The sequence below is a fragment of the Pararhizobium sp. A13 genome (assembly GCF_040126305.1).
Taxonomy (GTDB): Bacteria; Pseudomonadota; Alphaproteobacteria; order Rhizobiales; family Rhizobiaceae; genus Pararhizobium.
The window spans coordinates 103,875-129,987 of the sequence record NZ_CP149512.1 but is presented as its reverse complement, the minus strand read 5'-3'; the positions used below and the strand labels follow the sequence as shown (position 1 = coordinate 129,987).

Sequence of the window (26,113 nt, the reverse complement as noted above, 5' to 3'; positions counted from 1 at the left end):
CCGACCTATTTGCCGTTCCTCGTCGCCATCCAGATCACATGGCGCGCGCCGCCGCCTCTGGTGCTGGCTCGCACCTTCAGTTCCTCGACGGCAAAGCCGGCGTCACGCAGTCGGAGCGTAAAACCTGCATCCGGCGCCGATGACCAGACGGACAGAACACCGTTCGGCCGCAGCGCACTGCGTGCCGCGCGAAGGCCAGTCACGTTGTAGAGATTGTCGTTGGCCCTGCGGGTCAGGCCTTCCGGCCCGTTGTCGACATCGAGAAGAATCGCATCATAGTCGCCAGTCGCCGATTGGATGAGCCGGTAGACATCGCCTTCGCGGATGGTCACCCTGTTATCATCGAGACAACCGCCGAACACCTCCGCCATCGGCCCCTGCGCCCATTTGACCACGGAGGGAACAAGCTCTCCAACGGTCACGCGCGCATCGGCAGGGAGTTCGGCCAATGCGGCCCTGAGCGTGAAGCCCATGCCAAGCCCGCCGATCAGCATGTGCGGTCGAGCGTGATTGCGGATCCGTTCATAGGATAGGCGCGCCAGCGCTTCCTCGGAGCCGCTCAGCCGGCTGTTCATCAATTCGATGGTGCCGAGCATGATGGAAAATTCGCTCCCGCGCTGCTTCAGGCGCAGTTCGCCACCGCCGTCCGGCATTATCGCTGTGTCAATGTGGGTCCAGGGGATCACGGGCGCTTCCAATCGTCAGAGGCGCACGCGATAGCACAGATGGCGACGCAATACAGCTCAAAGCGTTGCCAGCGCCCGATTGGAAATCGAGCCTGCATACGTCTTGCGGATAACCAGCTTGTTTTCCAGCGCCTCGATGATTTCCTCGGAAAAATCGATCTTGTGCATGCCGACGATATCGGGAAGCCCGCCGGGCGTGAAGACATTGATCTCCAATATCTTGTCGCCGACGATATCGAGACCGACCAGGAACATTCCGTCTTCGATCAGTTTTGGGCGGACCATCTCGGCGATCGCCAGGATACCGTCGGTAATCTTCGCCGCCTCGGCGGTACCGGCGGCATGCATGTTCGAGCGGAGATCGCCTTTGGCGGGGACACGGCGGAAAGCGGCATAGACGCCGTCTCGAACGATAGGCTTGCCGTTCATCATGAAGAAACGGATGTCGCCTGCCTTGGCCTCTGGCATGTAGGCCTGGGCGATCAGGTAACCCTCGCCGCTGACTGCCTCGAAAATCTGGTTGAGATTGGCGTCGTCAGGCGACGCGACCTTGAAGACGTGTCTGCCGCCGGAGCCCTGCAGCGGCTTGACGATGACGCCCTTTCGATGATCTGCGATGAAGGCGCGGATTTCCTCTATGCTCTTGGAAATCAGCGCTTCGGGACGAACGGCCCTTGGAAAGTCCTGGAAATAGAGTTTGTTTTGCGCAAGCGACAGGCCTGACGGATCGTTGACGACGATCGAACCGCGCTCGCTGGCAAGCCGCCCGAACATGGCGCCGATATAGGCCGCCCAGGGGCGATCATCGGAATCGAGCGAAGGGTCGTTGCGCAGGAAGATAACGTCAACCTCACGCACGTCGATGGTCTGGATCTTGGCATCCTTTCCCTGGAAGGCGTCGTGAAAGGCCTGCGGGTCCTTGTATTTCGCGGCGGGAACCGCCGTTGCGCGTACCATCAGGCTGTCGTCCGGCCGCAGCACGAAATCGCCCGGAGCGACGTAACAAACGTCATGCCCGCGGGCGACTGCCACCATCGCCAGCGCCGTCGTCGTGAAGCCAGTCTCCTCGCTCTCGATCGAATTGACGAAGAATGCGATACGCATGGCGGCTCCTAGCTTGTGACCATGTCGAGCGGGGTCATCCCCGCCCGGGCCTTGTCGAGGCGGGCCTGCGCATGAGGATCGACAAGGAAGGCGGGACGGATGACCGGCGCCTTGAGCAGACCGCGCAGGCTGAGTTCCTGCATCACGCGGAAATGTGACGCAGAAATCTTACCCATCCAGAACGGATCGAGCGCGCCGCCGGATTTCAGGTGACTGAGAAGCTCGAGTAGGCCGCGAAGATAGATGGCGTCCTTGGCGAGCCCGCCGCCGCGGTAGAGCCGCAAGGTCAGGTTGAAGGCGGCGGCCGGGCCGAACCCGTGTTCGCCAACCAGCATGTTGTAGGTTTCGGCAAACGGCCGCCCTTCCAGCATTGCCGAGCAAGCGACGACGCGGGCCGCGACCAAGCGCAACCGCGCGACCGTCATGCCGCCGGCCATGTATTCGGAGAACACGGCGAGGCCCTCCTGCATGCCCTCATAGCCGGCAAGACCCGAGCGGAACAGCCGCAGTCCTTGCGCCGACCCGTTGAAGTAGGTGAGCAGGTGTACCCCGATTTCGTGGCTGAGCAGCGCATGCACCCGGCTCCTCGGCACACGGGTGGCACGTGAAATGAGCAGGCGGTCGTCGGATACCAGGAGGCCGGGCGGCAGGTCGTCGCGCAATTCGATCTCGGCGGTGAACCCTTCGTATTGCCGCTGATAGCTGGCGATCATCGCCCGGGCGGCAATTTTGACATCGTGACAGCCGGCGATCTCTGTGTCGGTCTCGCCGTCATCGCCATCATGGGCGACGTTCTCCGTTTGAGCCAGGATTTCCGCGGCGTTGCGGTACAGCGATGTCTCGACAGGACCATAGAGCGCGCGGCTGTATTCGACGAAGCGGCTGGTCTCGCGAGCCGAGATCAGCGAGAGCTGCAGATCAAGCTCCTGCTGCTTCTCGCGATAGAGGTGATAGAGAACCGGATCCTCGAAACGGTCGAAGGCGACCGAGAAGAGCTTGCGCTTTTCTACCTCGACCTGCACGGACAGCGGCCGATAGAGAAACCGCGGAGCGCGCTTGAAGTTACTTGCCTTGAACTCCTGCCAGGCGGCGTCGGCGTTGATCGGCGTGACCGCCAGGAGAAAGTCGAAGCTCGCGGCGACCTCGTCGATGCTGCGATCGGCCCGGCTCACCGCATCGACAAAGGCCTTGCGGCCGAGGGCGCGGTGGGTGGTGATCTTCAGGCACTGCGTTGCCGAAACAAAGGCGGCGAAGGCCTTCAGACCGGCGTCGAAGATGTTGGCAACCAGTCGCTCGCGCAGATCGGGATAGATCGTGCCGGATTCCGGCTGTTTGTAGATCGGTGCAAACCGCACCGCGACCAACGAAAATCCGGTTTGCTGAGCCAGCTTCGCCGCCTGGAAATCGGTCTCCAGCGCAAAGCGCTCGACGTGGGGGGTGCGGAACTTGACTTGTCTGATGTCGACCCCATCGGCCAATGCCGTCTCGGCCTCCTCGGCGGCTGGCTCACCAGTCGCGGCAATCCTGATCTCGAACGGCGGCAGATAGGGCGCGTCATCGGTGAGCAACGTGTCGTGGTCCAGTTCATCGACGTCCAGCAGCAGGAAGGCGCCGAACCGCTGCTTGAGAACGCCGCCGACCGCTGCAATGATCGGCAGAGCTTCATCCAGATTATTGGCAATCAGATAGGAGGCATTGGCAGCGGCGACGTCGCGCGCCGCAAGGCCTTCCCGTCCCCTGGTCAGGAAAATCGACAGGAACGGCAGTGGCCGGTCGATATGCAGCCGGCCGCCGTGCTCAAAATCCTTGCGCACCGCCTTGTCCGTCCGGAGGCAGCCGAGGATTTCCTCCAGCCATTCGGGATAGGCGGCGGGCCTGTCGCGGTTCTTGCGGCGCGTCCGGGTCATGATAGCCCCCGCAAGGATTGTTCGAGAACAGGCACCGAAAGACGGATCATCCGTCGCAGCGCCTGCAGCGCTTCGATATCCGGCTCGCCGGTCCATTCATCCATGAAGAACTTCTTGAACTCGATGGCAATGGCACAGCCGGTCTTCGGAAAGCGCTCATGGACGAAGCGCGTCTGCTCGCCCTTGCCCTGGAAGGCGATGTTTTCCCGCACGTCCATCGGCTCGCCGCGGAACTCGAAATCGCGCAATTGGTCCATGAAGGGGTCGAGCACCGGGGCCCAGTGCTCACGGTCCATCGAGGAGGTGCCGATATTGATCTGCGGCGCCTTGTCGAAAGCCAGTTCGGGTGCCTCGGCGCCGTTGCGGCGATGATTGTAGCTGTGAATGTCGAGGAGGACGAAGGCGCCGTATTGCTGTTCGATACCGCCCAGATAGGCCTCCAGCATAGCGTAATAGGCGTCGTGAACATGCAGCGAGGTCGCGATGGCCGTATCGGGCAACTGGTCCCTCCAGACTTCCAGCCCCCAGGCCTGCTCGGGTCGGAAATAGATCGCGTTATCACGGGCGCGGTTCAAATCGACTTCGAAACGGGAGCGGTGGAAGACAATGCGGTTGGGCAGGTCGCGGATGAAGAATTCCGTGAACGGATCCTCTTCGCGCAACCGCTCGTCGCTGTTGAGCGTCATCAGGTCTTCGAGATCGCTGCGGAGATGATGTCCATTGTGAATGGCCGTGCCGATGACCGGCGAGGCGCCGCGATGCGCCGACCACCAGCCCAGCGGATCGGGATCTGCGATGACATGCTGGAAAGAGGGCATACCGTCCTTCTCGTTGACAGGCAGCGGCGAGAAAACATCGCCTCGCGGCGCTCTTTTTCAATCAACGAGTAAATGGAAGGGAGGTCTGTTTTGTTCCATTGAACGCCCGCGCTGGCCGTTCATCAGCATGCGAGCAGGAGCCTACAGCGGGGAATTCCAGCCTTGGCTATGGACGGGAGCTTCGGGTCTTGCAGCCGGCTGGCGAAACGAAGCGATCGCCGCCTCGCAGGCACGCATGAACCGCATCGACGGGCCTTCGCTGCCGGTGGCGAGCTTGCTCACCTGAGCGCCTTCCATCAGCATCGAGAGTGTATCCGACAACAGTTCCGGTTCGGCCACACCGGCGTCACGACACAGTTTTTCAAGGCGGCGGCGCTGCGCCTGTTTGAAGTTTTCGATCACCACATGAGCCGGATGGCCCTGTTCCTTGAGCTCGACTGCGGCATTGGCGAGATCGCAACCATACTGATCGTCGGCAAGACATTGTGCCCTGGCCTTGACCCAGCCATGCAGCCGGGCGATCGGATCATTGGGATGATTGGCTTCAAGCTCGTCCCAGAAAGCCGATGCCTTTTCGGACTTGAACTTGAGCGTTTCGCAGATCAGGTCGTCCTTGGAGCCGAAATGACGGTAGAGCGTCATCTTGTTGGTCTCGGCCGCCTCGGCGATGGCGTCGACGCCGATGCCGCGGATGCCGTGTTGCCGAAACAGCTCGCAAGCCGTTGAAACGATACGATCTCGCGGCGCCAGGCGGGCCTGCACACAACCACCTTCCTCCAGCCTTACATCTGCCGGTTTCGGGATCGATACGGATTTCGAATTTTTATTGACGAGGCTTCTTGACATAGGTGTGACCGGTCGGTAACTATTCGAATGTTACTTACTGGTAACACCGCATAAAAACGATGTCAAGTTTGAGACCCCGGCCGGGATCCGCCCACCGGAAAAGACGATGAACCCGAAGGAATACCCCAATGCACCAGGCAAACAGCGATCTGACCATCACTGAGGTTCTGACCGACCCGATGATCCGCGCCGTCATGCGTGCGGATGGCGTCACCACAAATGAGATGAAAACGCTCCTCTATTCCGCTGCCAGTGCGCTTCGCCAGACGCAGCCGGGAACGGTGAGCGCCAAAAACCATACGGCCAATCTGCTTGCCGCGCCGAAACGCCGGCTGCTGTCGATGGTGCACCCGCTTGCCTCGCGCTCCGACTGCCTGCGCATGAGCGCGTAACGAGACCCTATCCTCCCGGCGCATCCTCAAAAAGAATGCGCAACTCAACCCAGCCGGACGCCTCCACCGGCTGGGTTTTTGTTTTTCAGGCTTCGGGTTCAGCGAAGCTTATGCCGCGCGGCGGCTGTAGGCATTGCCGCGATCGATCGCCTCCAGCGTGAAGCGTGAAATCAGTGCGCGCAGATTGTCGCTCTCATTGGCCAAGGTCGCGCCCGCCGCATTGGTCTTCTCGACCATCGCCGCATTTTGCTGGGTGACCTGGTCCATCTGGTTGACGGCGGTGTTGACCTCGGCAAGACCCGTCGACTGCTCGCGGGCCGAGGTGGCGATGGCATCCATATGCTGGTTGATGGTCACGACATAGGCTTCGATGGTCTTCAGCACATCGCCGGTTTCGCTGACCAGCTTGACGCCGTTTTCAACCTCGGCCGTCGAATTGCGGATCAGTTCCTTGATCTCCTTGGCGGCCTTGGCAGACCTTTGCGCCAGTTCGCGCACTTCCTGCGCAACGACGGCAAAGCCTCGACCGGCATCCCCTGCCCGCGCCGCCTCGACACCGGCATTCAGCGCCAGTAGGTTCGTCTGGAAGGCGATTTCATCAATGACGCCGATGATGTTGGAAATCTGGTTCGACGACTGCTCGATACGGCCCATTGCGTTGACGGCATTGGTCACGACCAGGCCCGACTGCGATGCGCTGGCATTTGCCTTGGCCACGATGCTGCGTGCCTCCTCGGTTCGCCGAGACGAACTGGTGACATTCGCGGTGATCTCATCAAGCGCTGCGGCGGTCTCTTCCAGCGAAGCAGCCTGCTGCTCGGTGCGGCGCGACAGGTCGTTGGCGCTGTGGTTGACTTCGCGCGATCCGTTGTCGATCAGGTCGGCAGCGTGCGCGACCGAGGACAATGTCTCCTGCAACTGGCTGACGGCGGCATTCAGGTCGTGGCGCAAGGCCTCGAAATCCGGCGCAAACGGTTCGTTCAGCTGGAACGACAGATCGCCGGCGGCAAGCCGCTTCAGGCCGGCGGCAAGTCCGGACGTCGCCTGCAGCAGGCGGCCTTGCGCGGCTTCTTCGGCTTCAGCCGTCAGGCGTTCACGGTCAGCCTCGGCCTGCCGCCGACTTTCCTCAGCCTCGAGTTCAAGGCGCCTGTTGGAAATCGCAGCCTGGCGAAACACCTCGACGGCACCGGCCATGGAACCGATCTCATCGGCGCGGTCAGCATAAGGAATGACCTTGTCGGTATCGCCTTCCGCCAGATTGATCATCGACCGGGTAATGATGCCGATCGGCCGCGCGATACCGCGCAGGGCAAAGAAGGTCGATATCGCGATCAGCAGGGTGACTGCGCCGATGATCGCGTAGACGAAGGTTGTTGCAGATTTATGGGTATCGGCCGTCAACTGAACGGCCTTGCCGACATCCTCGAAATTCAATGCGACCAGTTCGTCGATCGCCTGGAGAGCGGGGTCGGAGATCGTGTTCATGTCAGCCAGCGCCTTGGCGGCGCCGTCATACATGCCCATCCTGGACAGGTTCAACATGCCCTCGCCGGCCTTGATATAGGTTTCGACACCGTCGGTCGTCCGCTTCAGGATTTCCCGTTCCTTGTCCGAACCGGCAAGAGCCGCATAACTTGTCGTTACCGCCCTGATATCGTCCTGCGATTTCTTGATCGCCTCTTCCGCAGCCCTCGTCGCTTGTGGGGATGCGGCCGTAATATGCGCGAGATAGCCGATCTTCATTTCCAGCATCTTCGCCTTGATGTCTTTTGCCGCCAGCATGCTCGGCAGCGATTCCGCGGTGATGCGATGCGTCGTTTCCTGGATGCGTGACAGGGAATCAAGGGAAATCCAGGCAAAGCCCGCCATGATGAGGGCAATTGCCGAGAAGATGGCAACAAGTGACGTTCTGATAGAGGGGCGGGACATGCACGGGCTCCATAATCGGTACGATCCTTCCCGTCGCAGACGGTGAAGGGACAACCCGGAGCAGGCCTCATGACTGGCGGGATCGATCGGCCGGAATCATTCCGGCAGCGCGCTCAATTTCACCGGCTATATTAGCTTCAAACGATTAAAATATGGTAAGAGTGCGGGCTTATGCCCAATCTTGTGGCAAAAGCCCGAATGAGCGGTCGAATCTTAACCGCCTGTTCCGCAAATCCTCGGTTCCGCATCGCGCAACCACGCTTCTTCAGCTTTGCCGCCAGGGGCGCCGGCGGGCTTCTCGTCGATCATCGGCAGACAGCCGCAATGGCATCGCCGTCGGACCTGCTGTAGACTAGATCGCCGCATTCCGAGAAAGTCCGGACATGGAGCGCCACCTCGCTGCAATCCTCATCGCCGATGTCGTTGGTTATAGCCGCTTGAGCGAGATCGACGAGGAAGGAACGCGCTTCCGTTTTCAACGCGACATGAAGGAGATCTTCGAGCCGCAGATCGCGGAGCACAGCGGCCGTCTGGTCAAAACCATGGGCGACGGCCTGCTGGTCGAGTTCCACAGTGTCGTTGACGCCTTGCGTTGTGCCGTGGACGCGCAGCAGCAGAAGGCGAAACAGAACGCTGCCCTTCCACCCGGTGAGCGGCTCGAATTTCGGATCGGCGTCAATCTTGGGGACATCATCGTCGAGGGTGAGGACATCCATGGCGACAGCGTCAACATCGCGGACCGGATACAGACGCTCGCCAAGCCTGGAGGCATCGCCATTTCCGGTGCGGCCTATGACCAGGTGAAATCGAAGCTCTCGGTCGGCTACGTGTCGCTCGGCGAACAGAAGGTCAAGAGTATCGGCGAACCGGTTCGCGCATACCATGTCGTGCTTGATCCGGCCGCGGCAGGAAGCACGGCTGGCGCCCGGAAAAGCCCGCGCCGCTGGCGCGTTGCGGCCGCGATTGCGGCAGTCATTGTCCCTTTGTTGACGGGTGCGGCCCTGTGGTGGCAGCCATGGGTGCTGATCCAGGCACCGTCACCGATCAATCGGTTCGCCTATCCGCTGCCCGATAAGCCGTCGGTTGCGGTGCTGCCCTTCATCAATGTCAGCGGCGACAAGGAACACGACCATCTGGCCGAAGGCTTGACGGATGATCTCATCACCGAATTGTCGAAGGTTTCCGGCCTGTTCGTGATCGCACGCCATTCGGTTTTCGCGATCGCGAATACGCCCGCCAAAGTTCAGGACGTCGCAGCGGAACTCGGCGTGCACTATGTGCTGGAAGGCAGTTTGCAACGCGCAGGGTCAAGACTGCGGATCAACGTCAAGCTGATTGACGCGGTGACCGGCCTTTCCCTCTGGGCCGAGCGCTATGACCGCCAATATGCCGACCTCTTCGCGGTGCAGGACGACGTCATATCCAAGATCATCTCGGCTTTGGCCGTCAAGCTGAGCCAAGGAGAGCGAGACCAGTTGGCGCGGATCCCGACCAACAATCTGGAAGCCTACGACTACTATCTGAGAGCGGAGCAGGAGGGCGTCACCTACAGCGATGTCGAGACCTATCGCCGGACGCTATCCTTCTACCAGAAGGCGATCGATCTCGATCCCGCCTTTGCCAATGCGCATGCCGGGATCGCCCGCGTGGCCGTCGATGTTTGGCGCAACGACTATACCTTTCTCTGGTCGGCGGCGGTGGCCCGCAAGATAGCCTATGATGCTGCGGGGCAAGCTCTGAAGCTCGACCCCAACAACGCGCGGGCACACACCGTCCTTGCCCTGTTGCAACTGGTCGACGGCCGCGACGCGGAGGCGATGGATTCGGCAAACAGGGCCGTTGCCGCCCAGCCAAACGATGCGGAAGCATTCGGGAACCTGGCACTGATACTGGCGCATACCGGCCATCATGACCAGGCGATTGCCGAGATGGAGAAAGCCTTGCGGCTTGATCCGTCACCTCCGCCGAGTTTTCAGTTGCTGGCCGGCATCGTTTTCTATACGGCGCGCGGAAACGACAGAAGCATTCCGCTGATGGAGGCCGCGAAGGCCGCCCTGCCGGACGCCGAACCGGTGCACGAATATCTGGCCGCAGCTTATACGGTGCGTGGCGACCGGGTGCGCGGGGCCGAGGAGGCGGCAAGGCTCCTGCAGTTGTTTCCAGATACCAATCTTACCTACTACAGCTATCTCTATGACTACTGGCGCGAGGATGACCTCCAATATCATCTGACCGGCCTGCGGGCAGCCGGCATTCCCGAATGGCCGTTCGGCTTTGAAGGGAAAGAGGCTGATCGGGTCGCAGGGGCCGCGTTGCGCAATCTCGTCGACGATAAAACATGGATCGGCAAGCACAGGAACGGCACCGATTTCATCCAACATTTCGACAAGAGCGGAAACACCGCCTATCGCAGCGCCAACACGAGCATCACGGGGGTGGTGGAAATAAAGGACGACCGCCTCTGCGAAACCTTCGGCGGCTCGTTCCTCGATCGCATGGTCTGCGGCTATGTTTACCGCAACACGACCCAGAAAAATCCTGCGGCGCAATACATTCACGTCACGCCGCAGGCACTGAAATTCTTTTCGCTCGCCCCTGCATAGTACCAAGGATCGGACGGCAACCGGATCACTTGGCGGTATGCCGCCAATCCGGCTGCAGTTTTTCAGAAACAAGGGTGTGCTGGACCTCGGCCCAATGCTTCTGCGAATTGACGACCTTGGTCGGATTCTTCGCAAACCCGTCGGCGGCTCCCGGATCATAATTGATGTAGAGTTTGCCCTCTATGATCCGCCAGGCCTTCGGATCGATGTTGGTCGTGACGGTTCCGAGCGACACCCCGTCAGCGCAATAGCCGCCGTACTGCGGCGCATATTTGGCCGGCTCCTTGATGAAAAGATCGCGATTTTCGGCGCTCGCAAAATGCCAGGTGGCGCCCAGCCAGCGATGGCTATACTTCGCGGATCCCTCCACAGCCTCGTTCTGGGTGAAATAGGCGACCGGGTCGTAACCCTTGATGGCGACATCGCCGAAGTAGCCGGTATTGACGAAATCTTCGGCCCCAGAAGGCTGGGCAAACAGCAACAGGATCGCAGTAAACCCGAGAGCACCGGTGATCCTATGCCAGCGTTTTCGTTTGTGATCAGACATAACACACTCCGTTTTTACGGGCGCGGCTTCATGCTGCGACGAGATGTCATTTTCGCTTCGTGCATTCGGTATAGAGCCAGGGCCCGACGAGCGCAGCGTCCTGGCACACGGCGCCTGCCTTCAACAACAGGTCCGCTGCATCCCAATGCTCGCGCCACCCCGCCTGGGTCAAAGGCGTGTAGCCGTTTCTTTCCTTTGCTTCGATGTCCGCCTTGCTGGCCAGCAGAAAGGCGACCACATCCGCGTGGCCCTCTTCAGCCGCCGCATGGAGCGGTGTCATCTTGTAGAAATTCTTGTTGTCGTTCACTGCCGCTCCCTTGGCGACAAGCAGCTTCACGACATCGATATTTCCGCTATAGGCCGCCGCATGCAAGGCGGTCAGCCCGCCTTTGTTGCGGACTTCGATATCGACGCCCCGGTCCAGCAACACCGCAACGACATCGGCGTGTCCAGCGAGCGAGGCAAGGAGCAGGGGCGGCTCACCGGCGCTGTCAGGTTCGGCCACGTCAACGCCTTGGTCCAACAAGCGTTTCGTGCCTTCGACATCCCCATTTTTCGACGCATCGTGCAAAGGACCGGCCGCCGCCGCAGCCGCCCATAACATGATCCCAAGGGTAGATATGTAAAGAAAATTCATCGCACAGCCTCCGATCCCACCTTCGGCTTCGCAAGACGACTGGCCAAAGTATCACAGGCGGGTCGCAGGAACAACAATTGCGCTGGCAACGTCACCCGCTAACGCGGTCAGACCTTTACCGCCTGCTCGGCAAAATCCTCCGTTCCGAAGAATTTCAGGTAACGCTCGACTTCCGATGGCTCGCCGGTCGCCTTTCGGGGATTGTCGGAGAGCTTGACGGCGGGACGGCCATTGGCGTCGCTGACCTTGCAGACAATGGAAATGGGATTGAGCCCGCTGACCTCCACCGGCGCGCAGCCGGCGAAATCGTTGGTGAGGTTCGTGCCCCAGCCGAAGCTCATCCGCACCCTGCCCCGGAAATGGCGGTAGGTCTGGAGAATCGTCTCCACATCGAGGCCATCCGAGAAGATCAGCAGTTTTTCCCTCGGATCGCGGCCCATCTTCTGCCACCAGGCGATGATCTTCTCGCCGCCTTCGACCGGCGGCGCGCTGTCGGGGCGGAAACCCGTCCAATCCGCCACCCAGTCAGGCGCATTGCGCAGGAAGGCGGCCGTGCCAAAGGAATCCGGCAGAACGATCAAGAGGTTGCCGCCATAAAGCTGGTTCCAGTCCTGCAGCACCTTGTAGGACGCCTCGCCGAGTTCCTGATCGTTGCGGGCCAAGGCGGCAGCGACCATCGGCAATTCGTGCGCATTGGTGCCGAGCGCTTCCAGATCGGTATCCATGGCGAGAAGCACGTTGCTGGTGCCGGAAAAGGATTTGCCGATGCCTTCCTTCAGCGCCTCGACGCACCAGCGCTGCCAGAGAAAGCTGTGGCGGCGGCGTGTACCGAAATCGGAGATACGCAGGTCGGGATAGGCCCGGAGCCGTTCCACCTTCGACCACATCTTGGCCTTGGCGCGAGCATAAAGAACGTCGAGTGCAAAAGGACCCATGTCCTTCATGGCTGTACGCGAGCGCAATTCGTTGATGATCGCCAGCGCCGGGATTTCCCACATGGTCGTATGCGTCCACTTGCCGGGGAAGGTCAGCTCATATTGACCGTGACGGCGCGACAGCTCGTAATCCGGCAACTGGAAATCGGCGAGCCAGGCGAGGAAATCGGGGGCGAAGATCTGCTTGCGGCCATAGAAGGTGTTGCCGGCGAGCCAGATCATTTCCTTCTTGGTGAAACGCAGGCCGCGAACGTAATCGAGCTGCTCGCGCAGTTCCTGCTCGTCGATCTCGTCGGTCAAAAGCACGGTCTTGGTACGGTTGATCAGCGAGAAGGTCGCGTCGACCTCGGGATAAAGCCGCCAGATCATCTGCAGCATCAAGAGCTTATAAAAGTCCGTATCGAGCAGGCTGCGCACCACTGGATCGAGCTTCCAGGCATTGTCGTAGACACGGCGGGCGATATCCGTCTTGGTCATGCAAAAACTCCCCCGTCCTGCCCTTCAATCTCATGCGCTTATGGGGCTCACTCCTGCACTCATGACACGGTATCCGACCTCACCGCAACAGGCTGATGCAAAAAGCAATTGCCCTCGATGGTAGCGCGTAGAAGCTACCGCCTTGCGTCGCCGGATCGAAGTCGAGTTCCTCGTGCAACATGCGCAGGCGATCGAAGATGGGTCAAACCGTCAAAGATCGTCTCGGTCCAGTACCCAAGCCACATGTCGCCCAAAGTTAGGCGACTGTCGGCGATGATATCATCATCTCACGGATTGAGGCGGTAACCGTCCTGCGCTTCGGCCGCGAGGCGATCCGAATAGCGTCGCATCATTTCCACCTGGACTTCCGTCTGGAACGCCATGACCTGCTGCGAGATCGCATCCTCTGCGCAACCAAGCGTCTTCAGCCTTGCCGCCAGGGCACGGCACTCCGTTTTCCAGTACTGCAGGGCGGCTTCGCCATGAATGTTTTCGAGTTCCGACGCACAGCGCCGGACGAGGCTTACCTGTCCTGCCAGGGGAAACGGCACGATTCGTTCTTCCGAATCCGAAAAACGCACATCCATCAACGCAGCACTCATCCGGCGGTTCTCCATGTTCGCCAATCTTGTTTACAAAGCATATGGTTAACGCTTCGTATCCGCGGCGTGATCTTCCCTCATTTCGGCTTTGTCACGCTGATTGAGATGGAGAAAAAAGGCCGCTTCGGCGGAAATCATGCCAGGTCCGTCAAAAAGGAACCGCCGCTACGGGTTGGTTCATTGGCTCGATTACGAGCCAATGAACTCTTCTGGGGGTTGCCTCAGCTGCGACAGCAGGTGCTTGGCGCGCTCGTCGCGACCGGGGTCCGGTTATCGACGCTGTGGCTTGCCTTTTCTGGCGGCAGGTCCATGGCGATGTTGGACGCAAAAAAACCGTTCGGCTTCAGCGTGAAACCGGCATATTCGACCGGCATGATCGGAAAATCCTCCGGCTTGCAGACGTGGGTATGGCCAAAGGAATGCCACAGCACGACGTCGGCGTTTTCGATTGGCCGGTTCTGCTGCACATATTTCGGCAGGCCGTCTCCACCGGCATGGACGTTCGGATAGTCGCCGCTCGCATATTTCTCGTCGGGATCAAAGGCCGTCACCCAGATGTGTTTCGTGGCAAAGCCGCCACGACTGCGGACGGTTGATCCTTCCTGGGCCAGCATCAAGGGACTGGGCATCACGGACAGCTTGTAGCCCGGCGCCCGTCCGACGCTGTTCGTCTCGTTGGGATTGCTGACCTTCCAGTAGCGGCCGGTCACTCCATCGGCCAGGGCCGGAGCATCGAGTTCGCGCGAAAGCACCCGTGTCTTGGTATCGAAGACGTTCCCGTAGGGGTTGTCCGTGCCCCACGGTCGTGGCACGAATTCGTGTTCCGTCACGGTGTTGCCGCTACCGTCGATGTCCATGTGCAGGCGCGCGTTGAAGAAATGCTGGTGCGTTGGTCCGCCGAGGTTTTCGTCCACCATGCCACCCCACTGGTAGGTCTCGCCCGGCGGGACGGCAGCCGTCTGAATGATGCCGGTAAGCTTGGCCTCGAGCTGGATCGTACCGTCCTGATAGAGATACCAGTAGAAGCCGTAGTCGTAGTTGCCGACCGTGGCGAAGAAGCTGATCACGAGGCGGCGCGAGCGGCGAACTTCGAAGATGTCGTTGCGGAACTCGTAGTGTTTCCAGAGGATACCGAAATCCTCTTCGTGCATGCAGACGGCATTCTTCATCACCACGGGCCGGCCGAGATCGTCGGCCGACGGAATATCGAAATAGTGGATCTGGCCGAGGCAGTCGCAGCCGAGTTCCAGCGAATTGGCAAGGCGCCCGAGACCGTACTCGCCGGCGTCGAAGGCGCTTTTCCAGTAGTGGTTTGTCGTCGGATCGGCATAGGGAACGACCATTTCGGTCACGCTGGCGCGGAAGATGACCGGTCTCACCCGGCCCTGATCCCTGATCGCCAGTTCATGCAGGACCAGACCTTCGCGCGGCGTGAAACCGACGCGAAAACTCCAGTTCTGCCATTCGACCTTCCAGCCGTCGACCGTGAAGCTCGGGCCTTCCGGCTGAACGATATGCAGCGGCTTGACGTCCGTCCGCGTTTCGGGAAATGCCTCGCGCCCGTAATTGCGCTTCTTTTTCGGTACGGGAATGGCCTCTTCATCATCAACCAGATCAACCACGGTGTTGCTGACAAGGTCAACGACAGCGACGACACCCTCGATCGGATGGGCATAGCCGTTGTCGCGGATATCCTCGCGCCAATAGCTGACGGCGCGTACGATCCGCCGCCCCTTTTCGAAGTCATTGCCGAAATAGCCGGACGAGAACGGATCGATCTGCACCATGGCGATGTCATCGTCGGTTAGTCCGCGCCGCCTGACCGCGGCGCGCCAGGCTGGATCGTTCTTGACGATCTCGTCGCAGCGCATGAACTCCTCGATCATGACCGGCGGCTGGCCGTAGGGCGCCTGATCGAGCGGAAGACGCTTCAAGGACCGAACGTCACGGCATGTCAGCTCGACAATTGCCTCGGAGCTTTCACCCGACGCCGTGTCGAGGATCAGCACGAAGGCGAGACGCGGAAGTTTCGCACCGGCCTTCCAGGCGGCGAGATCCGCTTTGGTCGGCTCTTCGAGCCGGATCATGGGAAACCGGCACTGCGGCCCGAGCTTGCGCTCCTTCCTCAAGATAGCGACTGCTTCCTCGATTTCAGAAGGGCGGAGCAGGTCGAGCGGATGGATGACGGATACCTGTGCGTCCATGGGTGAATTTCCTTTCAGAGACGTGCAGCCGCCGATGAAAGACGCGGCAGCGAAAAACGGACGGAAGCGGATGGGAAATCAGGGCTGCCGCGAGCCGATGCCGTGGCAGATGTCTGCCATCATCGGTTCGGTTTCGCCGTGAAAGCAGACGATATCGCAGAGCAGGTGCCAGTGAATCGAGGCCGCGAGAAGGAAAAGAGGAAGCATCGCGGCCAGGGTCGCGGCGGGGTCGCCGCGACCGTTGCGTGTGGATTTGGGTGTCAACATTATTCGAACGCCTTTCCAAGTGAGGCATAGAGCACCGGCTTGCTGGACTTGAGCCACATAGCAAAGGCCGCACCCAGGAGCCCGACCAGCGCCATCAGATAGGGGAAAGCGGCAACGATCAGGCTTTCGGTTCCAGACAGCAGCGAGAGATTGGCGATGACGAGACCAAGCGATCCAAGAAGACCGAGGAAGCTAATGGCCGGTGCAACCGTCGTTTTCCAGACACCGAGACCTGTCTTTGTCTTGCGGAAAAACAGGATGATGGCGATGCAGACGAGCGCCTGAACCGCGACGATGCCGATGACAGCAAGCGCCGACATCCAGGAGAAGACGACTGCGTAAGGATCCTGTCCACCGAGAACGAAGCCGAGAAGAACGACGGCGGCAATGGCACTTTGCGTGATCCCGGCGACATAAGGCGAGCCGTGTTTTGCATGTACCTTGCCCAGAACCCGCGCGATGATGCCCTCTCGGCCGAGTGCAAAGAAGTACCGGTTGATGGTGTTGTGAAAGGAGAGCACGCATGCAAACAGGCTGGTGATCAGGAGAATGTTCATGACCTGCACCGACCAGGCGCCGAGGACATTCTCGGACGCCTTGAAGAAGAACGTGTCAAGGCCGGCCTGCGCCGTCGCAGACACCTGTGCCGGGCCATAGAATTGAACGATCGCCCAGGTGGAAAAGGCATAAAACACGGTGATCAGAAGCACGGCGACATAGGTTGCACGTGGAATGGTCCGCTCGGGATTTTCCGCTTCTTCAGCAAAGATCGCCGTTGCCTCAAATCCGATAAACGAGCCGATGACGAAGACCAGCGCAACCCCGAGCCCGGGGGCGAAAACGGTCGCGGGAGCAAACGATGTCATGCCCATGCCTTCGGGACCGCCGCCGGACAGGACGATGCCGAGGTCAAGGAGCAGCAGGATAGCGATCTCGGCGATCATGCAGACGCCGAGAATGTGGCCGCTGAAGGCGATGTTGCGCTGACCGCACAGGGTTACGATGACGATCGCGGCAAAGGCATAGGTCCACCACGGCAGCTCTATGCCCAAAGGCGCAAGTGCACCGCCGACGAAAACGCCGAACAATGCATAAATAGCGATTTGCACGGCATTGTAGGTGACGATTGCCATCATCGCCCCGCCCACACCGGCCGGCTTGCCGATGCCCTGGGCGATATAGGTGTAAAAAGCCCCTGCCCCACCGACATAGCGGCTCATGGCGGTGAAACCGACGCTGAAGACCAGGTAGAGCAGTCCGGCGAGCACGAAGGCACCGGGAACGCCCGCACCGTTGCCGAAAGCAAACGCGGCCGGCGATGCACCGACGACGGCCGTAAGCGGCGCCGCGGCAGCAACGACGAAGAAGACGATATGCAGGAGACCGATGGAATTCTTGGCGAGGCGACCACGCGCCCCAGCAGACATGCTCGTTTCGACAGTCACGGGAACCCCTCAATTGTTGGTTATTGTGAGGGGAAGGCTAGGGTGTTCTGTCTGGTCCGGAAATTGCAAGTTACGCCATAGTTTCGATAAACCGCGCCAGGCCGCTGCCAGGAGGTGATTTGAATGGCAGGTGCATCCAAATTGATCAGGCATTCCCCGCCGATTGCCGCAATTCGCGCCTCCGTACTGGCCCCATTGGTGCATGAACTCGATAAAACGCCCGGAAAGACCGACATTCTGCTCGCCTGTCACGGCATTTTACGCTCGCAACTGGAGGATCCTTACGCCTTCGTGCCGATGGCGCGCTATGTCGCGATCTTCGAGGAGGCGGCCGACGTGTTGCGCGAACCGACCCTCGGAGCGCGGATGGGCATCTCCTTCAAGCCAGCCGATATCGGCCCGATCGGCATCCTGTTTTCGGCCTCTTCGACCATTCGCATTGCCTTTGATCGCCTGTCGAAATACATCACCGCGCTGCAGGGCGCGACGACTTCGGGCTTGATCTCCGAGGACGACCGGGTGTTATGGACCTACAGGATAGAGGACCTAAACCTTTGGCCGCGCCATCAGGACGCGGAATACACGCTGGCCGCCTCATGCCAGCTTGTCCGCAGCTGCTTCAACTCCAATTGGAGGCCGCTCGAAATCCATTTCGAACATACGGCCCCCCGAAATCCCGCAGCACTCAATCGCATTTTCCGGGTACCTCTCCTGTTTTCCCAGTCCGGCAATCGCATCGTTATGGAAAAATCGGATGTCGATCGCCACTATCGCAGAGAAGACCACCACCTGACGGCGGTTCTCGAGCGGCACATCACCGACCTGGTCGGACAAACGGATGAAGCCGGCGATCTGCAGAAGCGCGTGCTATCGGTGATCGGCATCTATCTCGGCCACAAGCCGATCACCATCCGCGCCATCGCCGACGAACTCTCCATCTCCGTCAGAACCTTGCAACGCCGGCTGGCGGAGGAAGGGACATCGCTCCGCGATCTTGTCCGCCGCTACCGGCAGAATCTCGCCGAATTGCAGCTTGAAGGTGGAGGCACACGCCACGCCCGCATTGCAGATGCCTTGGGATACGCTGACAGCACGGTTTTCTGGCGCGCTTTCAAGAGCTGGACAGGCAAGCCACCGTCGCAGAGATAGCGGCCGGCCGCATGATGTTGTGCGCGATGATCGCGCCCAGACGTGACGCGACCTCAGGAGAGCGACAAAGTGGGGCGGCTGGGCGACACGAAGACAGGCCGCCAGTCTGCGTTCAGAAGATAAGGAAGTCGTTCGCAGCCAGCGAGATGCCCCCAGTCACGATGGCGAACCTGATCGCTGACGCTCCACCGCCGCCATCCGCATCGAACAGCAGGGCGCCCGAGTTTTTGTCGTAGACGATGCGATCGTTTCCATCGACAGCCGCCGTGCCGATCACGAACGACTCTGCCTCGAGAGCGCCGACAGCAAGCCCCGCAAAGGCGGAACTGTCCAGCCGGAATACATCGTCGACAGAACGGAAGTCCAAGATCCTGTCGAAGTTCGCCGGGTCGGGCGCGGTGTCGAAGACGAATGCATCATGACCTATGCCGCCCGACAGCCAGTCGCGCCCCGCGCCACCGCTGAGGAAGTCATCGCCCGCACCGCCCCGGACGCGGTCGCAGCCCATGCCGCCGGCAATGTCATCGTCGCCCGCGCTGCCACGCAGACGATCGTTGCCCGCACCGCCGTCGAGGGTATCGTTGAACTGGCTACCGGTGACCCGGTCGTTGCCGTCCATTGCCGCGACCAGGACCGGATGATCGTAGGCTTTGTAGCTGACAGTATCTTTCAGGTCGGTAAGCGCGATGTTTTCAGCAAGCATGATGGTGATGGTCGCCAGATTACTGTTGCCCTGGCCATCCGTGGCGTAAACCGTGAAGCTGTCGGTCCCGGCAAAGCCGGCCTCGGGAACATAGTCGAAATAGTTCCCCTTCAGATAGTCCTGGTGGTAGTGCAGGCTGCCCGCATATTGGCCCTGGTGAAACGGATAGTAGCCGCCATCATATCTCGTCTCCTGCTCCAGCGTGCCGTGGACCGGCCCATCCACGACGACAAAGCTCAGCAGATCGAAATCGGCATCCGCCGCGCTGAACTTTATATCGTCGAGAGATTGCCCCGGCGACAGCGTGAAGTTGAGGTCGGAAACGATGGGAGCATGGTTTACGAAGGTATCGGGTTGCAGCGCGCCGTCGTCGATAACGATTCTATGCTCTCCGTATTGGGTGTTCTTGCCGCTAAAATATTCGTTGGCGCCCAGCCACGTCACGACAATGTCGTCAGGACTTTCGGCGGTGACAGAAACGACCTCGGTTGAAAGATAGGCAGCCTGGGCCGATAGGGTGCGGATATAATTGCCTTCGTTGTCGAAAACGCGCGTTTCCAACGTTGTGAAGATCTCGGTCCTGCCGTCGTTGGTGGAGGTCGTAACGGTAAAGAAGCCATCGAAGACATCGACCGAAGCCAGGTCAACCCAACCAAAAAAATAATCCTGCCGGGCTCCGATCGGACCGAGGACGTCACCATCCGGCTCCGCTATGGTAAAAAGAACCGCGTCAGGGCTCTCATTGTTTGTGTCTTCCCATACGGTCAGCTCACTACCATTGCTTAACGTCGGCATCGGCGTCTTCCCAAGGTTACACGAGGAGGCAGAGATCCTTACCGCGAGTACCACAGCCCGGCAATTGCGAAAGGGCGCGAGAGGACACCCTCGTGCGCAATGGCTTAGCAATCCGTTAGGAGAGCGTTTCCGGGATAGTTCGAGCCATAGCGAGGGTTCGGATCCCGATCGCTTTCATTTTGATTTTTATTGCACGTAATCATTGAGATACGGCGGCAACGTTCAGCGTCTTTCTACATTGCTGACGTGAAGAGACCTGCACGATATTGGGAAAACCTGACCCCTCGTCCGCTGTTGCCCGGCGACATACGTGGTACGGGTCGCGCAGGCGGGCCAGGATTTGCGGCTGTTCAAAAGATTTAACTAAAATAAGTACGAACGGCCAATGAACGATTAGAGTACAGGACTGGGCTGCGACCGGGTTTACGCTCGGCTGAGCAGCAGCTCCCGGCACCCCTTACGTCGATAGGCGTAGATGCCTGCCGTTTCCAGCTCCCGGCGGCCGTTTTTTCCTATATCTCCGGGAACATCGGTTCGCCTCCAGCGTTTTGCCGAAAACGGGAGCAAACCATGACCCATCACATCGACAATCGACAAACCCAAAGAAATGCAAAGCCGACCTATGAGGTCGCCAGTCACTGCAAGAGAAACGGGATCGATAAATCCGAGGCCCGCAAGATCGTTCAAATGCTGGGTCGTTTCGCAAGCCGGCACGAACTTGAAGTCAACGCACCGACCAAGAAGCCGAAGTTTCGGTATTGACGGCTCCGCCCGTTTCCTTGCCGGCCGCTGGGGTTCGACGCGCTACGCCGTCGAGCATTCATAGCGAACTTTACCTGTTTCCGCGTCGACGCCGGCCAGGCTCACGTCATAGCCCCACAGATGGCGAATGTGCTGGAGGGTGGCGTCACGTTCTTTTTCTTCCAAAAGAATGCCGTTTTTTATGTTGTGCCGCAGGCGGAGTTGGCGGTCGCCCAGCAGGTCGACATCCACGACCTGGATGTCCGGTTGGTTCGCGCCGATATCGTAACTCTTGGCCAGTGCCGCGCGGACGGTCCTGTAGCCACGCTCGTTGTGAATTGCAGCGACCTCGCAGTATTTCGCATTCCGTTGATCTGTCAGCAGGAAAAGCCTGAATTTACGGATCAGCGCAGGGCTCAGATACTGCAGGATGAAAGACTCGTCCCGGTGATTTGCCCAGGCATCGAGAAGCGTTTCGCGCCATTGGCCGCTGCCAGCGATATGCGGAAACCAATCGCGGTCCTCCGGCGTCGGGTGGTTACAAATGCGCTCGATCTCCTGCATCATGGCAAATCCCAGGGCATAGGGATTGATGCCGGAGTATCGCGGATCATCAAAAGACGGCTGAAAAACCACGCTGGAGTGGCTATGGAGCATCTCCAGCATGGAGCCTTCGCTGATTTTGCCCTGGTCGAACAGCCGGTTGATGATCGTGTAATGCACGAAGGTGGCGCATCCCTCGTTCATCACCTTCGTCTGTCGCTGCGGATAGAAATACTGGGCGATCACGCGGACGATCCGAAGGAGTTCCCGCTGCCACGGCTCCAGGATGAGGCTATTCTTCTCAAGGAAATAGAGCAGATTTTCCTCGGGCAGATTGAGCACCTTCTTTCGCTCCGAGGCTTCGCGTTCGGCCGCTTCCCGGTCGGGGCGCTCGGTCGCGCGGGGCAGCGTCCTCCAAAGATCGCTATAGGTCTGCTCCTCATACTCCAGCCTCTCGCGGGCTCGCTCCTGCTCCTTTTGCGAGGAGAGGCGCGGCGGGCGGCGGGAGCGGAAAACCCCTTGATCCATAAGCGCGTGGCCGGAATCGAGAATGGCTTCCACGGCGGATGTTCCGTGCCGCTCCTCGCATTTCGTAATGTATTTCTTGGCAAACTCCATATAGCTCAGGATGGCGTTGGCGTCGGTCCATTGCCGGAACAGGTAGTTGTTTTTGAAGAAGTGATTGTGACCGAAGGCAGCGTGGGCGGTCACCAGGGTCTGCATGGCCATCGTGTTCCCTTCCATCAGGTAGCTGATGCAGGGATTGGAGTTGATCACCAGTTCGTAGGCAAGGCCGTGATGGCCCTTGCGGTAGTGGTGTTCCTCGAAAACGAAGCGCTTGCCGAAGGACCAGTGCTGATACATCAAAGGCATGCCGACGGAGGAATAGGCATCGAGCATCTGCTCGGCGGAGATGATTTCGAGCTGGTTCGGGTAGACATTGAGACCGAGTTCATCGAGCGCGATCGCCTCGATGGCGTCATAGGCGCGCGACAGCGTTTTAAAGTTCCAGTCGGAACTATGAAACAGAAGCTGTGAGGCAGTGCTCTTTCCCATCGCCGGCTCCGTTCAACTGCGAAACTGCATAGTCGGTTGCCTGGCGAAGAGTTTTCGAAAGACAGGGTAGATGTCGGAGGGTCTTGCAATCCGCGTCATCTGGAAATTCTGCCATTTGTCATCGACGGTGCGATACGCGCGCCAGAGCGAGGTGCCGTTGTCGGTCGACCCGAAAATTTCGGTCTCCCGTTCATCGATGATTTCGACATAGGCATAGTATTGGCAGAGCCGCATCAAGGCCCCGTTGAGAATCGAGGCGCAACGCTCTGAATCGCGGGGGATGTTGTCGCCATCCGAGGCCTGGGCGGCATAGATGTTCCATTCCTTTGCGGGATAACGCTCGCGAATGACATTGAGCATTTCCTCCAGCGCGGTGGATACCACCGTGCCGCCACTTTGCGTGCTGTAGAAGAAAGTGTCTTCGTCGACTTCGCCGGCCTCGTCGGTGTGGCGGATGAAGACGATGTCGATCCGGTCGTAGCGCCGTTTCAGAAAAAGGTGCAGCAGGACGAAGAAGCGTTTGGCGAGATCCTTCTCCCGCTCGCCCATCGAGCTCGAAACGTCCATGAGGCAAAACATCACGGCATTGGCATTCGGGAGCGGCTGACGCTCGAAACGGTTGAAGCGGATGTCGACCGGATCGACATAGGGGATGCGCCGGCGCCGACGCTCCAGCCTGTCCAGTTCCTCGCGCAATGCTTGTAAACGCAGGCGTTGAGCCGCGTCTGGGCTCTTTTCCGCCTCCAGTCTGGCGATTTCGTCGGCGATTGCCTCGACCGCCTTTCGCCCCGGCCGGTGCAGCGCGATGCGTCGCCCATAGCTGTTGCGCATGGTGCGGCCCACATTGATGTTTGTCGGAGAGCCGCTGGTAGCGAAGCCTGCCCGCCTTGGCTTATAGGCGACGGCTTCCTTGAGGCTGAGTTTGACCATGTCAGGAAGTTCAAGATCCTCGAAGAAGAGATCGAGCACTTCCTCGCGCGACAGCAGGAACTGGAAGTCGTCCTCGTCGCTGCCGGTCCCGGCGCCCGAACCCCTCCCGCCAGCGCCCGTACTCTGTTTCTCGATGCGGTCTCCCGGCGTGTATTCCCGGTTGCCGGGCAGGATATATTGCCGATCGCCGCTGTCGCGTGAAGGCCGGAAAGTCGGCTCGTTGGCGCCGCCCGCGGGCATGGGGACTTTGTGCCCGGCATCGACGTCGGCGATCCGGTCAGTCTTGACGTGCTCCTTGATGGTCCGCTTCAGTTCCTCGCGTGCCCGTTTCAAGAAACGCCGCCGGTTGCCGAGGCTCTTGTCTTTAGGGTTGAGGCGACGGTCGATGAAATTCGGCATTGACTACCCCTAGAACATCATGCCGAAAAGTGTGAACCGGCTTTCGGGCGACATCATGCTCCAACTCTTTTATTGAGAGGCGGATTCAGATTTCAGGTGGATTCGACCTAAAATCATCCGGCTCTGGACATCCGTACTCTCACCCCGCCTTGTTGACGCGCATGTACCACTCGACGAGCCGCCGAACCTGGCGTTCGGTATATCCGCGCTCGATCATGCGATGGACGAACTCTGCATGCTGCTTTTCGGTGGCACTGTCTTTCTTGGAACCGAAACTGATCACCGGCAACAAATCTTCCACCTGGCCGAACATACGCTTTTCGATCACTTCGCGCAGCTTCTCATAGCTCATCCATGACGGATTTCGGCCGTGGTTCTTGGCACGGGCGCGAAGCGTGAACTTGACGACCTCGTTGCGGAAGTCCTTCGGATTGGCGATGCCGGCCGGTTTCTCGATCTGCGACAGCTCGTTGTCGAGGACTGTCCGGTTGAGGATCTGCCCGGTGTCGGGATCCTTGAAGTCCTGATCCTCGAGCCATGCATCGGCATAGGCGATATAGCGGTCGAACAGGTTCTGGCCGTATTCACTGTAGGATTCCAGATAAGCCTTCTGGATCTCATGACCGATGAACTCGGCATAGCGGGCCGCCAGGTCCGACTTGATGAAGTCGAGATAGGCTGCCTCCGTCTCCTTCGGAAACTGCTCACGCCGGATCGCCTGCTCCATGATGTACATGAGATGCACCGGATCGGCAGCTATTTCCTTGGTGTCGTAGTTGAAAGTCTCCGACAGCACCTTGAAAGCGAAACGGGTGCTGACGCCCGTCATGCCCTCGTCGACGCCGGCGGCGTCACGATATTCCTGCACCGATTTCGCCTTCGGATCGATGTCCTTCAGGTTTTCGCCGTCATAAACCCGCATCTTTGTGTAGAGGGGCGAGTTCTCATGCTCTGCGAGCCGTGTGGAAACGGTGAAGCGGCTTAGGTTCTCCAACACCTCCGGCGCGCAGGGATTATTGGCCAGTTCGCTTTCACGTAGAAGCTTTTCGTAGATCTGCCGCTCTTCGGTGACGCGCAGGCAATAGGGCACCTTGACCACCAGAATGCGGTCGAGGAATGCCTCGTTGTTCTTGTTGTTCTTGAACTGCAGCCATTCGGATTCGTTCGAATGGGCGACGACGATGCCCTGATAGGGAAACGCGCCGAAATTCTCCGTGCCGTTGTAGTTGCCCTCCTGGGTCGCGGTCAGAAGCGGGTGCAGGACCTTGATCGGCGCCTTGAACATTTCAACGAACTCGAGCAGGCCCTGCGTCGTGCGGTTCAGCCCGCCGCTGTAGGAATAGGCGTCAGGATCGGCCTGGCTGAAGTTTTCGAGCTGGCGGATGTCGACCTTGCCCACTAGCGACGAGACGTCCTGGTTGTTTTCGTCGCCCGGCTCGGTCTTGGCTATGCCGACCTGGCGCAGACGGGACGGCATCAGCTTGACGACGCTGAATTTCGAGATGTCGCCGCCCACTTCGTCGAGCCGCTTGGTCGCCCAGGGCGAAATCATGCCGGTGAGGCGCCGCCTGGCTATGCCGTACTTGTCTTCCAGAAGATCGGCCATGCGTTCGGGATGGAACAGGCCAAGTGGGGACTCAAAGACGGGGCTGATCTTGCCGCCGACCATCAGCGTATAGATGGGCCGCAGCTCCATCAGCTTCTTCAGCCGCTCGGCCAGCGACGACTTGCCTCCCCCGACCGGGCCCAGCAGATAAAGGATCTGCTTGCGTTCTTCGAGGCCCTGGGCCGCATAGCGGAAATAGCCGACGATGCGCTCGATCGTATCCTCCATGCCATAGAAGTCGGAGAATGCGGGATAGATTTTGATTGTTCGGTTGGAGAAGATTCTGCCAAGACGCTCGTCTGAACTTGTTTCGACGAAGGTCGGGTCTCCGATGGCGGCGACCATCCGCTCCTGCGCGGTGGCGTACATGTTTTTATCATCACGGCATGCGAGGAGATATTCTTGGAGACTGATCTCCTCTTGCGCTGCACTGGTGTAAATCTCCGAAAAGAGGTCGAAGACGTCGGTTTCACCCTTTTGCATCATGCTCTCCCGCGGCCGGTTGGTTGCCATGGGATCGCTGGCTTGTCGGCTCGCTCATGAGATCAACGGTTTCCCTTGCAGTAAGTTCCTTCACATAACCGGCATTAGCAATGAATTTACAGGCTGGCGACAGGGCGACAAGTTGCGCATCCGCGCCGGTGATCAATGCCGGGATAAGACAAGTCAGCGTGCCCGTTGCACCGACTCAGTAGTGTAGTGAAGACCGCCCCTGATGGCAATTCTAAGTGCCCAATTATAACGAGGAATTCATCGTCATCACTACTGCTGCGGAGTACGAAGTCGCCGGTC

21 protein-coding genes are annotated in these 26,113 nt (G+C 59.5%); 4 read left to right on the top strand and 17 right to left on the bottom strand.

Going from position 1 to position 26,113, the window contains the following annotated elements:
• Positions 1-5 precede the first annotated feature (5 nt).
• The 5 genes from WI754_RS29285 to WI754_RS29265 all read right to left on the bottom strand — a co-directional run bounded on the left by WI754_RS29285 (position 6) and on the right by WI754_RS29265 (position 5,361).
• The gene (locus tag WI754_RS29285; protein WP_341486532.1) at positions 6-686 is read right to left on the bottom strand and encodes a hypothetical protein; all 681 of its coding nucleotides are present in this window, start codon (positions 684-686) and stop codon (positions 6-8) included.
• 57 nt (positions 687-743) lie between these two features.
• A complete protein-coding gene (locus tag WI754_RS29280; protein ID WP_341486531.1) occupies positions 744-1,790 on the bottom strand; it encodes a glutathione synthase in 1,047 nt (348 codons plus the stop codon).
• Positions 1,791-1,798: 8 nt separating this feature from the next.
• On the bottom strand, positions 1,799-3,697 hold the full coding sequence (locus tag WI754_RS29275; RefSeq protein WP_341486530.1) for a flavohemoglobin expression-modulating QEGLA motif protein: 1,899 nt from the start codon (positions 3,695-3,697) through the stop codon (positions 1,799-1,801).
• Complete coding sequence (locus WI754_RS29270; RefSeq protein WP_341486529.1) at positions 3,694-4,515, bottom strand: N-formylglutamate amidohydrolase; 822 nt, start codon at positions 4,513-4,515, stop codon at positions 3,694-3,696. The genes WI754_RS29275 and WI754_RS29270 overlap by 4 nt, the downstream gene beginning before the upstream one ends.
• 141 nt (positions 4,516-4,656) lie before the next feature.
• Complete coding sequence (locus WI754_RS29265; RefSeq protein ID WP_341486528.1) at positions 4,657-5,361, bottom strand: TetR/AcrR family transcriptional regulator; 705 nt, start codon at positions 5,359-5,361, stop codon at positions 4,657-4,659.
• Positions 5,362-5,489: 128 nt separating this feature from the next.
• On the opposite strand from WI754_RS29265, the gene WI754_RS29260 reads away from it, so the two are divergent.
• Positions 5,490-5,753: a hypothetical protein gene (locus tag WI754_RS29260; protein WP_341486527.1), complete on the top strand. Its 264-nt coding sequence runs from the start codon at positions 5,490-5,492 to the stop codon at positions 5,751-5,753.
• Positions 5,754-5,861: 108 nt separating this feature from the next.
• Here the strand turns inward: WI754_RS29260 and WI754_RS29255 are convergent, their stop codons facing one another.
• A complete protein-coding gene (locus tag WI754_RS29255; RefSeq protein ID WP_341486526.1) occupies positions 5,862-7,682 on the bottom strand; it encodes a HAMP domain-containing methyl-accepting chemotaxis protein in 1,821 nt (606 codons plus the stop codon).
• A gap of 383 nt (positions 7,683-8,065) precedes the next feature.
• Here WI754_RS29255 and WI754_RS29250 point away from each other — a divergent pair, with 383 nt between their 5' ends.
• Complete coding sequence (locus WI754_RS29250) at positions 8,066-10,285, top strand: adenylate/guanylate cyclase domain-containing protein (RefSeq protein ID WP_341486525.1); 2,220 nt, start codon at positions 8,066-8,068, stop codon at positions 10,283-10,285.
• 25 nt (positions 10,286-10,310) lie between these two features.
• Here the strand turns inward: WI754_RS29250 and WI754_RS29245 are convergent, their stop codons facing one another.
• The 7 genes from WI754_RS29245 to WI754_RS29215 all read right to left on the bottom strand — a co-directional run bounded on the left by WI754_RS29245 (position 10,311) and on the right by WI754_RS29215 (position 17,381).
• A complete protein-coding gene (locus tag WI754_RS29245; RefSeq protein ID WP_341486524.1) occupies positions 10,311-10,832 on the bottom strand; it encodes a YHS domain-containing (seleno)protein in 522 nt (173 codons plus the stop codon).
• Between the two features lie 46 nt (positions 10,833-10,878).
• Positions 10,879-11,469, bottom strand: coding sequence for an ankyrin repeat domain-containing protein (locus WI754_RS29240; RefSeq protein ID WP_349438084.1), 591 nt, complete (start codon positions 11,467-11,469; stop codon positions 10,879-10,881).
• Positions 11,470-11,576: 107 nt separating this feature from the next.
• Positions 11,577-12,881, bottom strand: a complete 1,305-nt coding sequence (gene pncB / locus WI754_RS29235; protein WP_341486522.1) for a nicotinate phosphoribosyltransferase — start codon at positions 12,879-12,881, stop codon at positions 11,577-11,579.
• 287 nt (positions 12,882-13,168) lie between these two features.
• The gene (locus WI754_RS29230) at positions 13,169-13,483 is read right to left on the bottom strand and encodes a DUF6074 family protein (protein ID WP_349438083.1); all 315 of its coding nucleotides are present in this window, start codon (positions 13,481-13,483) and stop codon (positions 13,169-13,171) included.
• A gap of 221 nt (positions 13,484-13,704) precedes the next feature.
• Positions 13,705-15,687, bottom strand: a complete 1,983-nt coding sequence (locus WI754_RS29225) for a primary-amine oxidase (protein WP_341486520.1) — start codon at positions 15,685-15,687, stop codon at positions 13,705-13,707.
• 78 nt (positions 15,688-15,765) lie between these two features.
• A complete protein-coding gene (locus tag WI754_RS29220) occupies positions 15,766-15,954 on the bottom strand; it encodes a hypothetical protein (protein ID WP_341486519.1) in 189 nt (62 codons plus the stop codon).
• On the bottom strand, positions 15,954-17,381 hold the full coding sequence (locus tag WI754_RS29215) for an APC family permease (RefSeq protein WP_341486518.1): 1,428 nt from the start codon (positions 17,379-17,381) through the stop codon (positions 15,954-15,956). Before WI754_RS29215 ends, WI754_RS29220 begins: the two co-directional genes overlap by 1 nt.
• A gap of 141 nt (positions 17,382-17,522) precedes the next feature.
• Here WI754_RS29215 and WI754_RS29210 point away from each other — a divergent pair, with 141 nt between their 5' ends.
• On the top strand, positions 17,523-18,548 hold the full coding sequence (locus WI754_RS29210) for an AraC family transcriptional regulator (protein ID WP_341486517.1): 1,026 nt from the start codon (positions 17,523-17,525) through the stop codon (positions 18,546-18,548).
• Between the two features lie 112 nt (positions 18,549-18,660).
• On the opposite strand, the gene WI754_RS29205 is transcribed toward WI754_RS29210, so the two are convergent.
• Entirely contained in the window at positions 18,661-20,100 is a 1,440-nt protein-coding gene (locus WI754_RS29205; RefSeq protein WP_349438082.1) for a calcium-binding protein, read from the bottom strand.
• Between the two features lie 516 nt (positions 20,101-20,616).
• On the opposite strand from WI754_RS29205, the gene WI754_RS29200 reads away from it, so the two are divergent.
• Positions 20,617-20,808, top strand: coding sequence for a hypothetical protein (locus WI754_RS29200; protein ID WP_341486515.1), 192 nt, complete (start codon positions 20,617-20,619; stop codon positions 20,806-20,808).
• Positions 20,809-20,850: 42 nt separating this feature from the next.
• Here the strand turns inward: WI754_RS29200 and WI754_RS29195 are convergent, their stop codons facing one another.
• The 3 genes from WI754_RS29195 to WI754_RS29185 all read right to left on the bottom strand — a co-directional run bounded on the left by WI754_RS29195 (position 20,851) and on the right by WI754_RS29185 (position 25,804).
• Positions 20,851-22,386, bottom strand: a complete 1,536-nt coding sequence (locus WI754_RS29195) for a SpoVR family protein (protein WP_341486514.1) — start codon at positions 22,384-22,386, stop codon at positions 20,851-20,853.
• A gap of 12 nt (positions 22,387-22,398) precedes the next feature.
• Positions 22,399-23,715 (bottom strand): YeaH/YhbH family protein, encoded by a 1,317-nt coding sequence (locus WI754_RS29190; protein ID WP_341486513.1) that lies wholly within the window; start codon positions 23,713-23,715, stop codon positions 22,399-22,401.
• A 139-nt stretch (positions 23,716-23,854) separates the two neighbouring features.
• On the bottom strand, positions 23,855-25,804 hold the full coding sequence (locus tag WI754_RS29185; protein WP_341486626.1) for a PrkA family serine protein kinase: 1,950 nt from the start codon (positions 25,802-25,804) through the stop codon (positions 23,855-23,857).
• Positions 25,805-26,113 lie beyond the last annotated feature (309 nt).

What these genes read in the sequence shown, in the direction of transcription:
- WI754_RS29215 (WP_341486518.1), bottom strand. Translation starts at nt 17,381, where the DNA reads ATGTCTGCTGGGGCGCGTGGTCGCCTCGCCAAGAATTCCATCGGTCTC.
- WI754_RS29230 (WP_349438083.1), bottom strand. Translation starts at nt 13,483, where the DNA reads ATGAGTGCTGCGTTGATGGATGTGCGTTTTTCGGATTCGGAAGAACGA.
- pncB (WP_341486522.1), bottom strand. Translation starts at nt 12,881, where the DNA reads ATGACCAAGACGGATATCGCCCGCCGTGTCTACGACAATGCCTGGAAG.
- WI754_RS29210 (WP_341486517.1), top strand. Translation starts at nt 17,523, where the DNA reads ATGGCAGGTGCATCCAAATTGATCAGGCATTCCCCGCCGATTGCCGCA.
- WI754_RS29185 (WP_341486626.1), bottom strand. Translation starts at nt 25,804, where the DNA reads ATGCAAAAGGGTGAAACCGACGTCTTCGACCTCTTTTCGGAGATTTAC.
- WI754_RS29220 (WP_341486519.1), bottom strand. Translation starts at nt 15,954, where the DNA reads ATGTTGACACCCAAATCCACACGCAACGGTCGCGGCGACCCCGCCGCG.
- WI754_RS29275 (WP_341486530.1), bottom strand. Translation starts at nt 3,697, where the DNA reads ATGACCCGGACGCGCCGCAAGAACCGCGACAGGCCCGCCGCCTATCCC.
- WI754_RS29265 (WP_341486528.1), bottom strand. Translation starts at nt 5,361, where the DNA reads ATGTCAAGAAGCCTCGTCAATAAAAATTCGAAATCCGTATCGATCCCG.
- WI754_RS29260 (WP_341486527.1), top strand. Translation starts at nt 5,490, where the DNA reads ATGCACCAGGCAAACAGCGATCTGACCATCACTGAGGTTCTGACCGAC.
- WI754_RS29245 (WP_341486524.1), bottom strand. Translation starts at nt 10,832, where the DNA reads ATGTCTGATCACAAACGAAAACGCTGGCATAGGATCACCGGTGCTCTC.
- WI754_RS29250 (WP_341486525.1), top strand. Translation starts at nt 8,066, where the DNA reads ATGGAGCGCCACCTCGCTGCAATCCTCATCGCCGATGTCGTTGGTTAT.
- WI754_RS29255 (WP_341486526.1), bottom strand. Translation starts at nt 7,682, where the DNA reads ATGTCCCGCCCCTCTATCAGAACGTCACTTGTTGCCATCTTCTCGGCA.
- WI754_RS29240 (WP_349438084.1), bottom strand. Translation starts at nt 11,469, where the DNA reads ATGAATTTTCTTTACATATCTACCCTTGGGATCATGTTATGGGCGGCT.
- WI754_RS29270 (WP_341486529.1), bottom strand. Translation starts at nt 4,515, where the DNA reads ATGCCCTCTTTCCAGCATGTCATCGCAGATCCCGATCCGCTGGGCTGG.
- WI754_RS29195 (WP_341486514.1), bottom strand. Translation starts at nt 22,386, where the DNA reads ATGGGAAAGAGCACTGCCTCACAGCTTCTGTTTCATAGTTCCGACTGG.
- WI754_RS29280 (WP_341486531.1), bottom strand. Translation starts at nt 1,790, where the DNA reads ATGCGTATCGCATTCTTCGTCAATTCGATCGAGAGCGAGGAGACTGGC.
- WI754_RS29190 (WP_341486513.1), bottom strand. Translation starts at nt 23,715, where the DNA reads ATGCCGAATTTCATCGACCGTCGCCTCAACCCTAAAGACAAGAGCCTC.
- WI754_RS29200 (WP_341486515.1), top strand. Translation starts at nt 20,617, where the DNA reads ATGACCCATCACATCGACAATCGACAAACCCAAAGAAATGCAAAGCCG.
- WI754_RS29225 (WP_341486520.1), bottom strand. Translation starts at nt 15,687, where the DNA reads ATGGACGCACAGGTATCCGTCATCCATCCGCTCGACCTGCTCCGCCCT.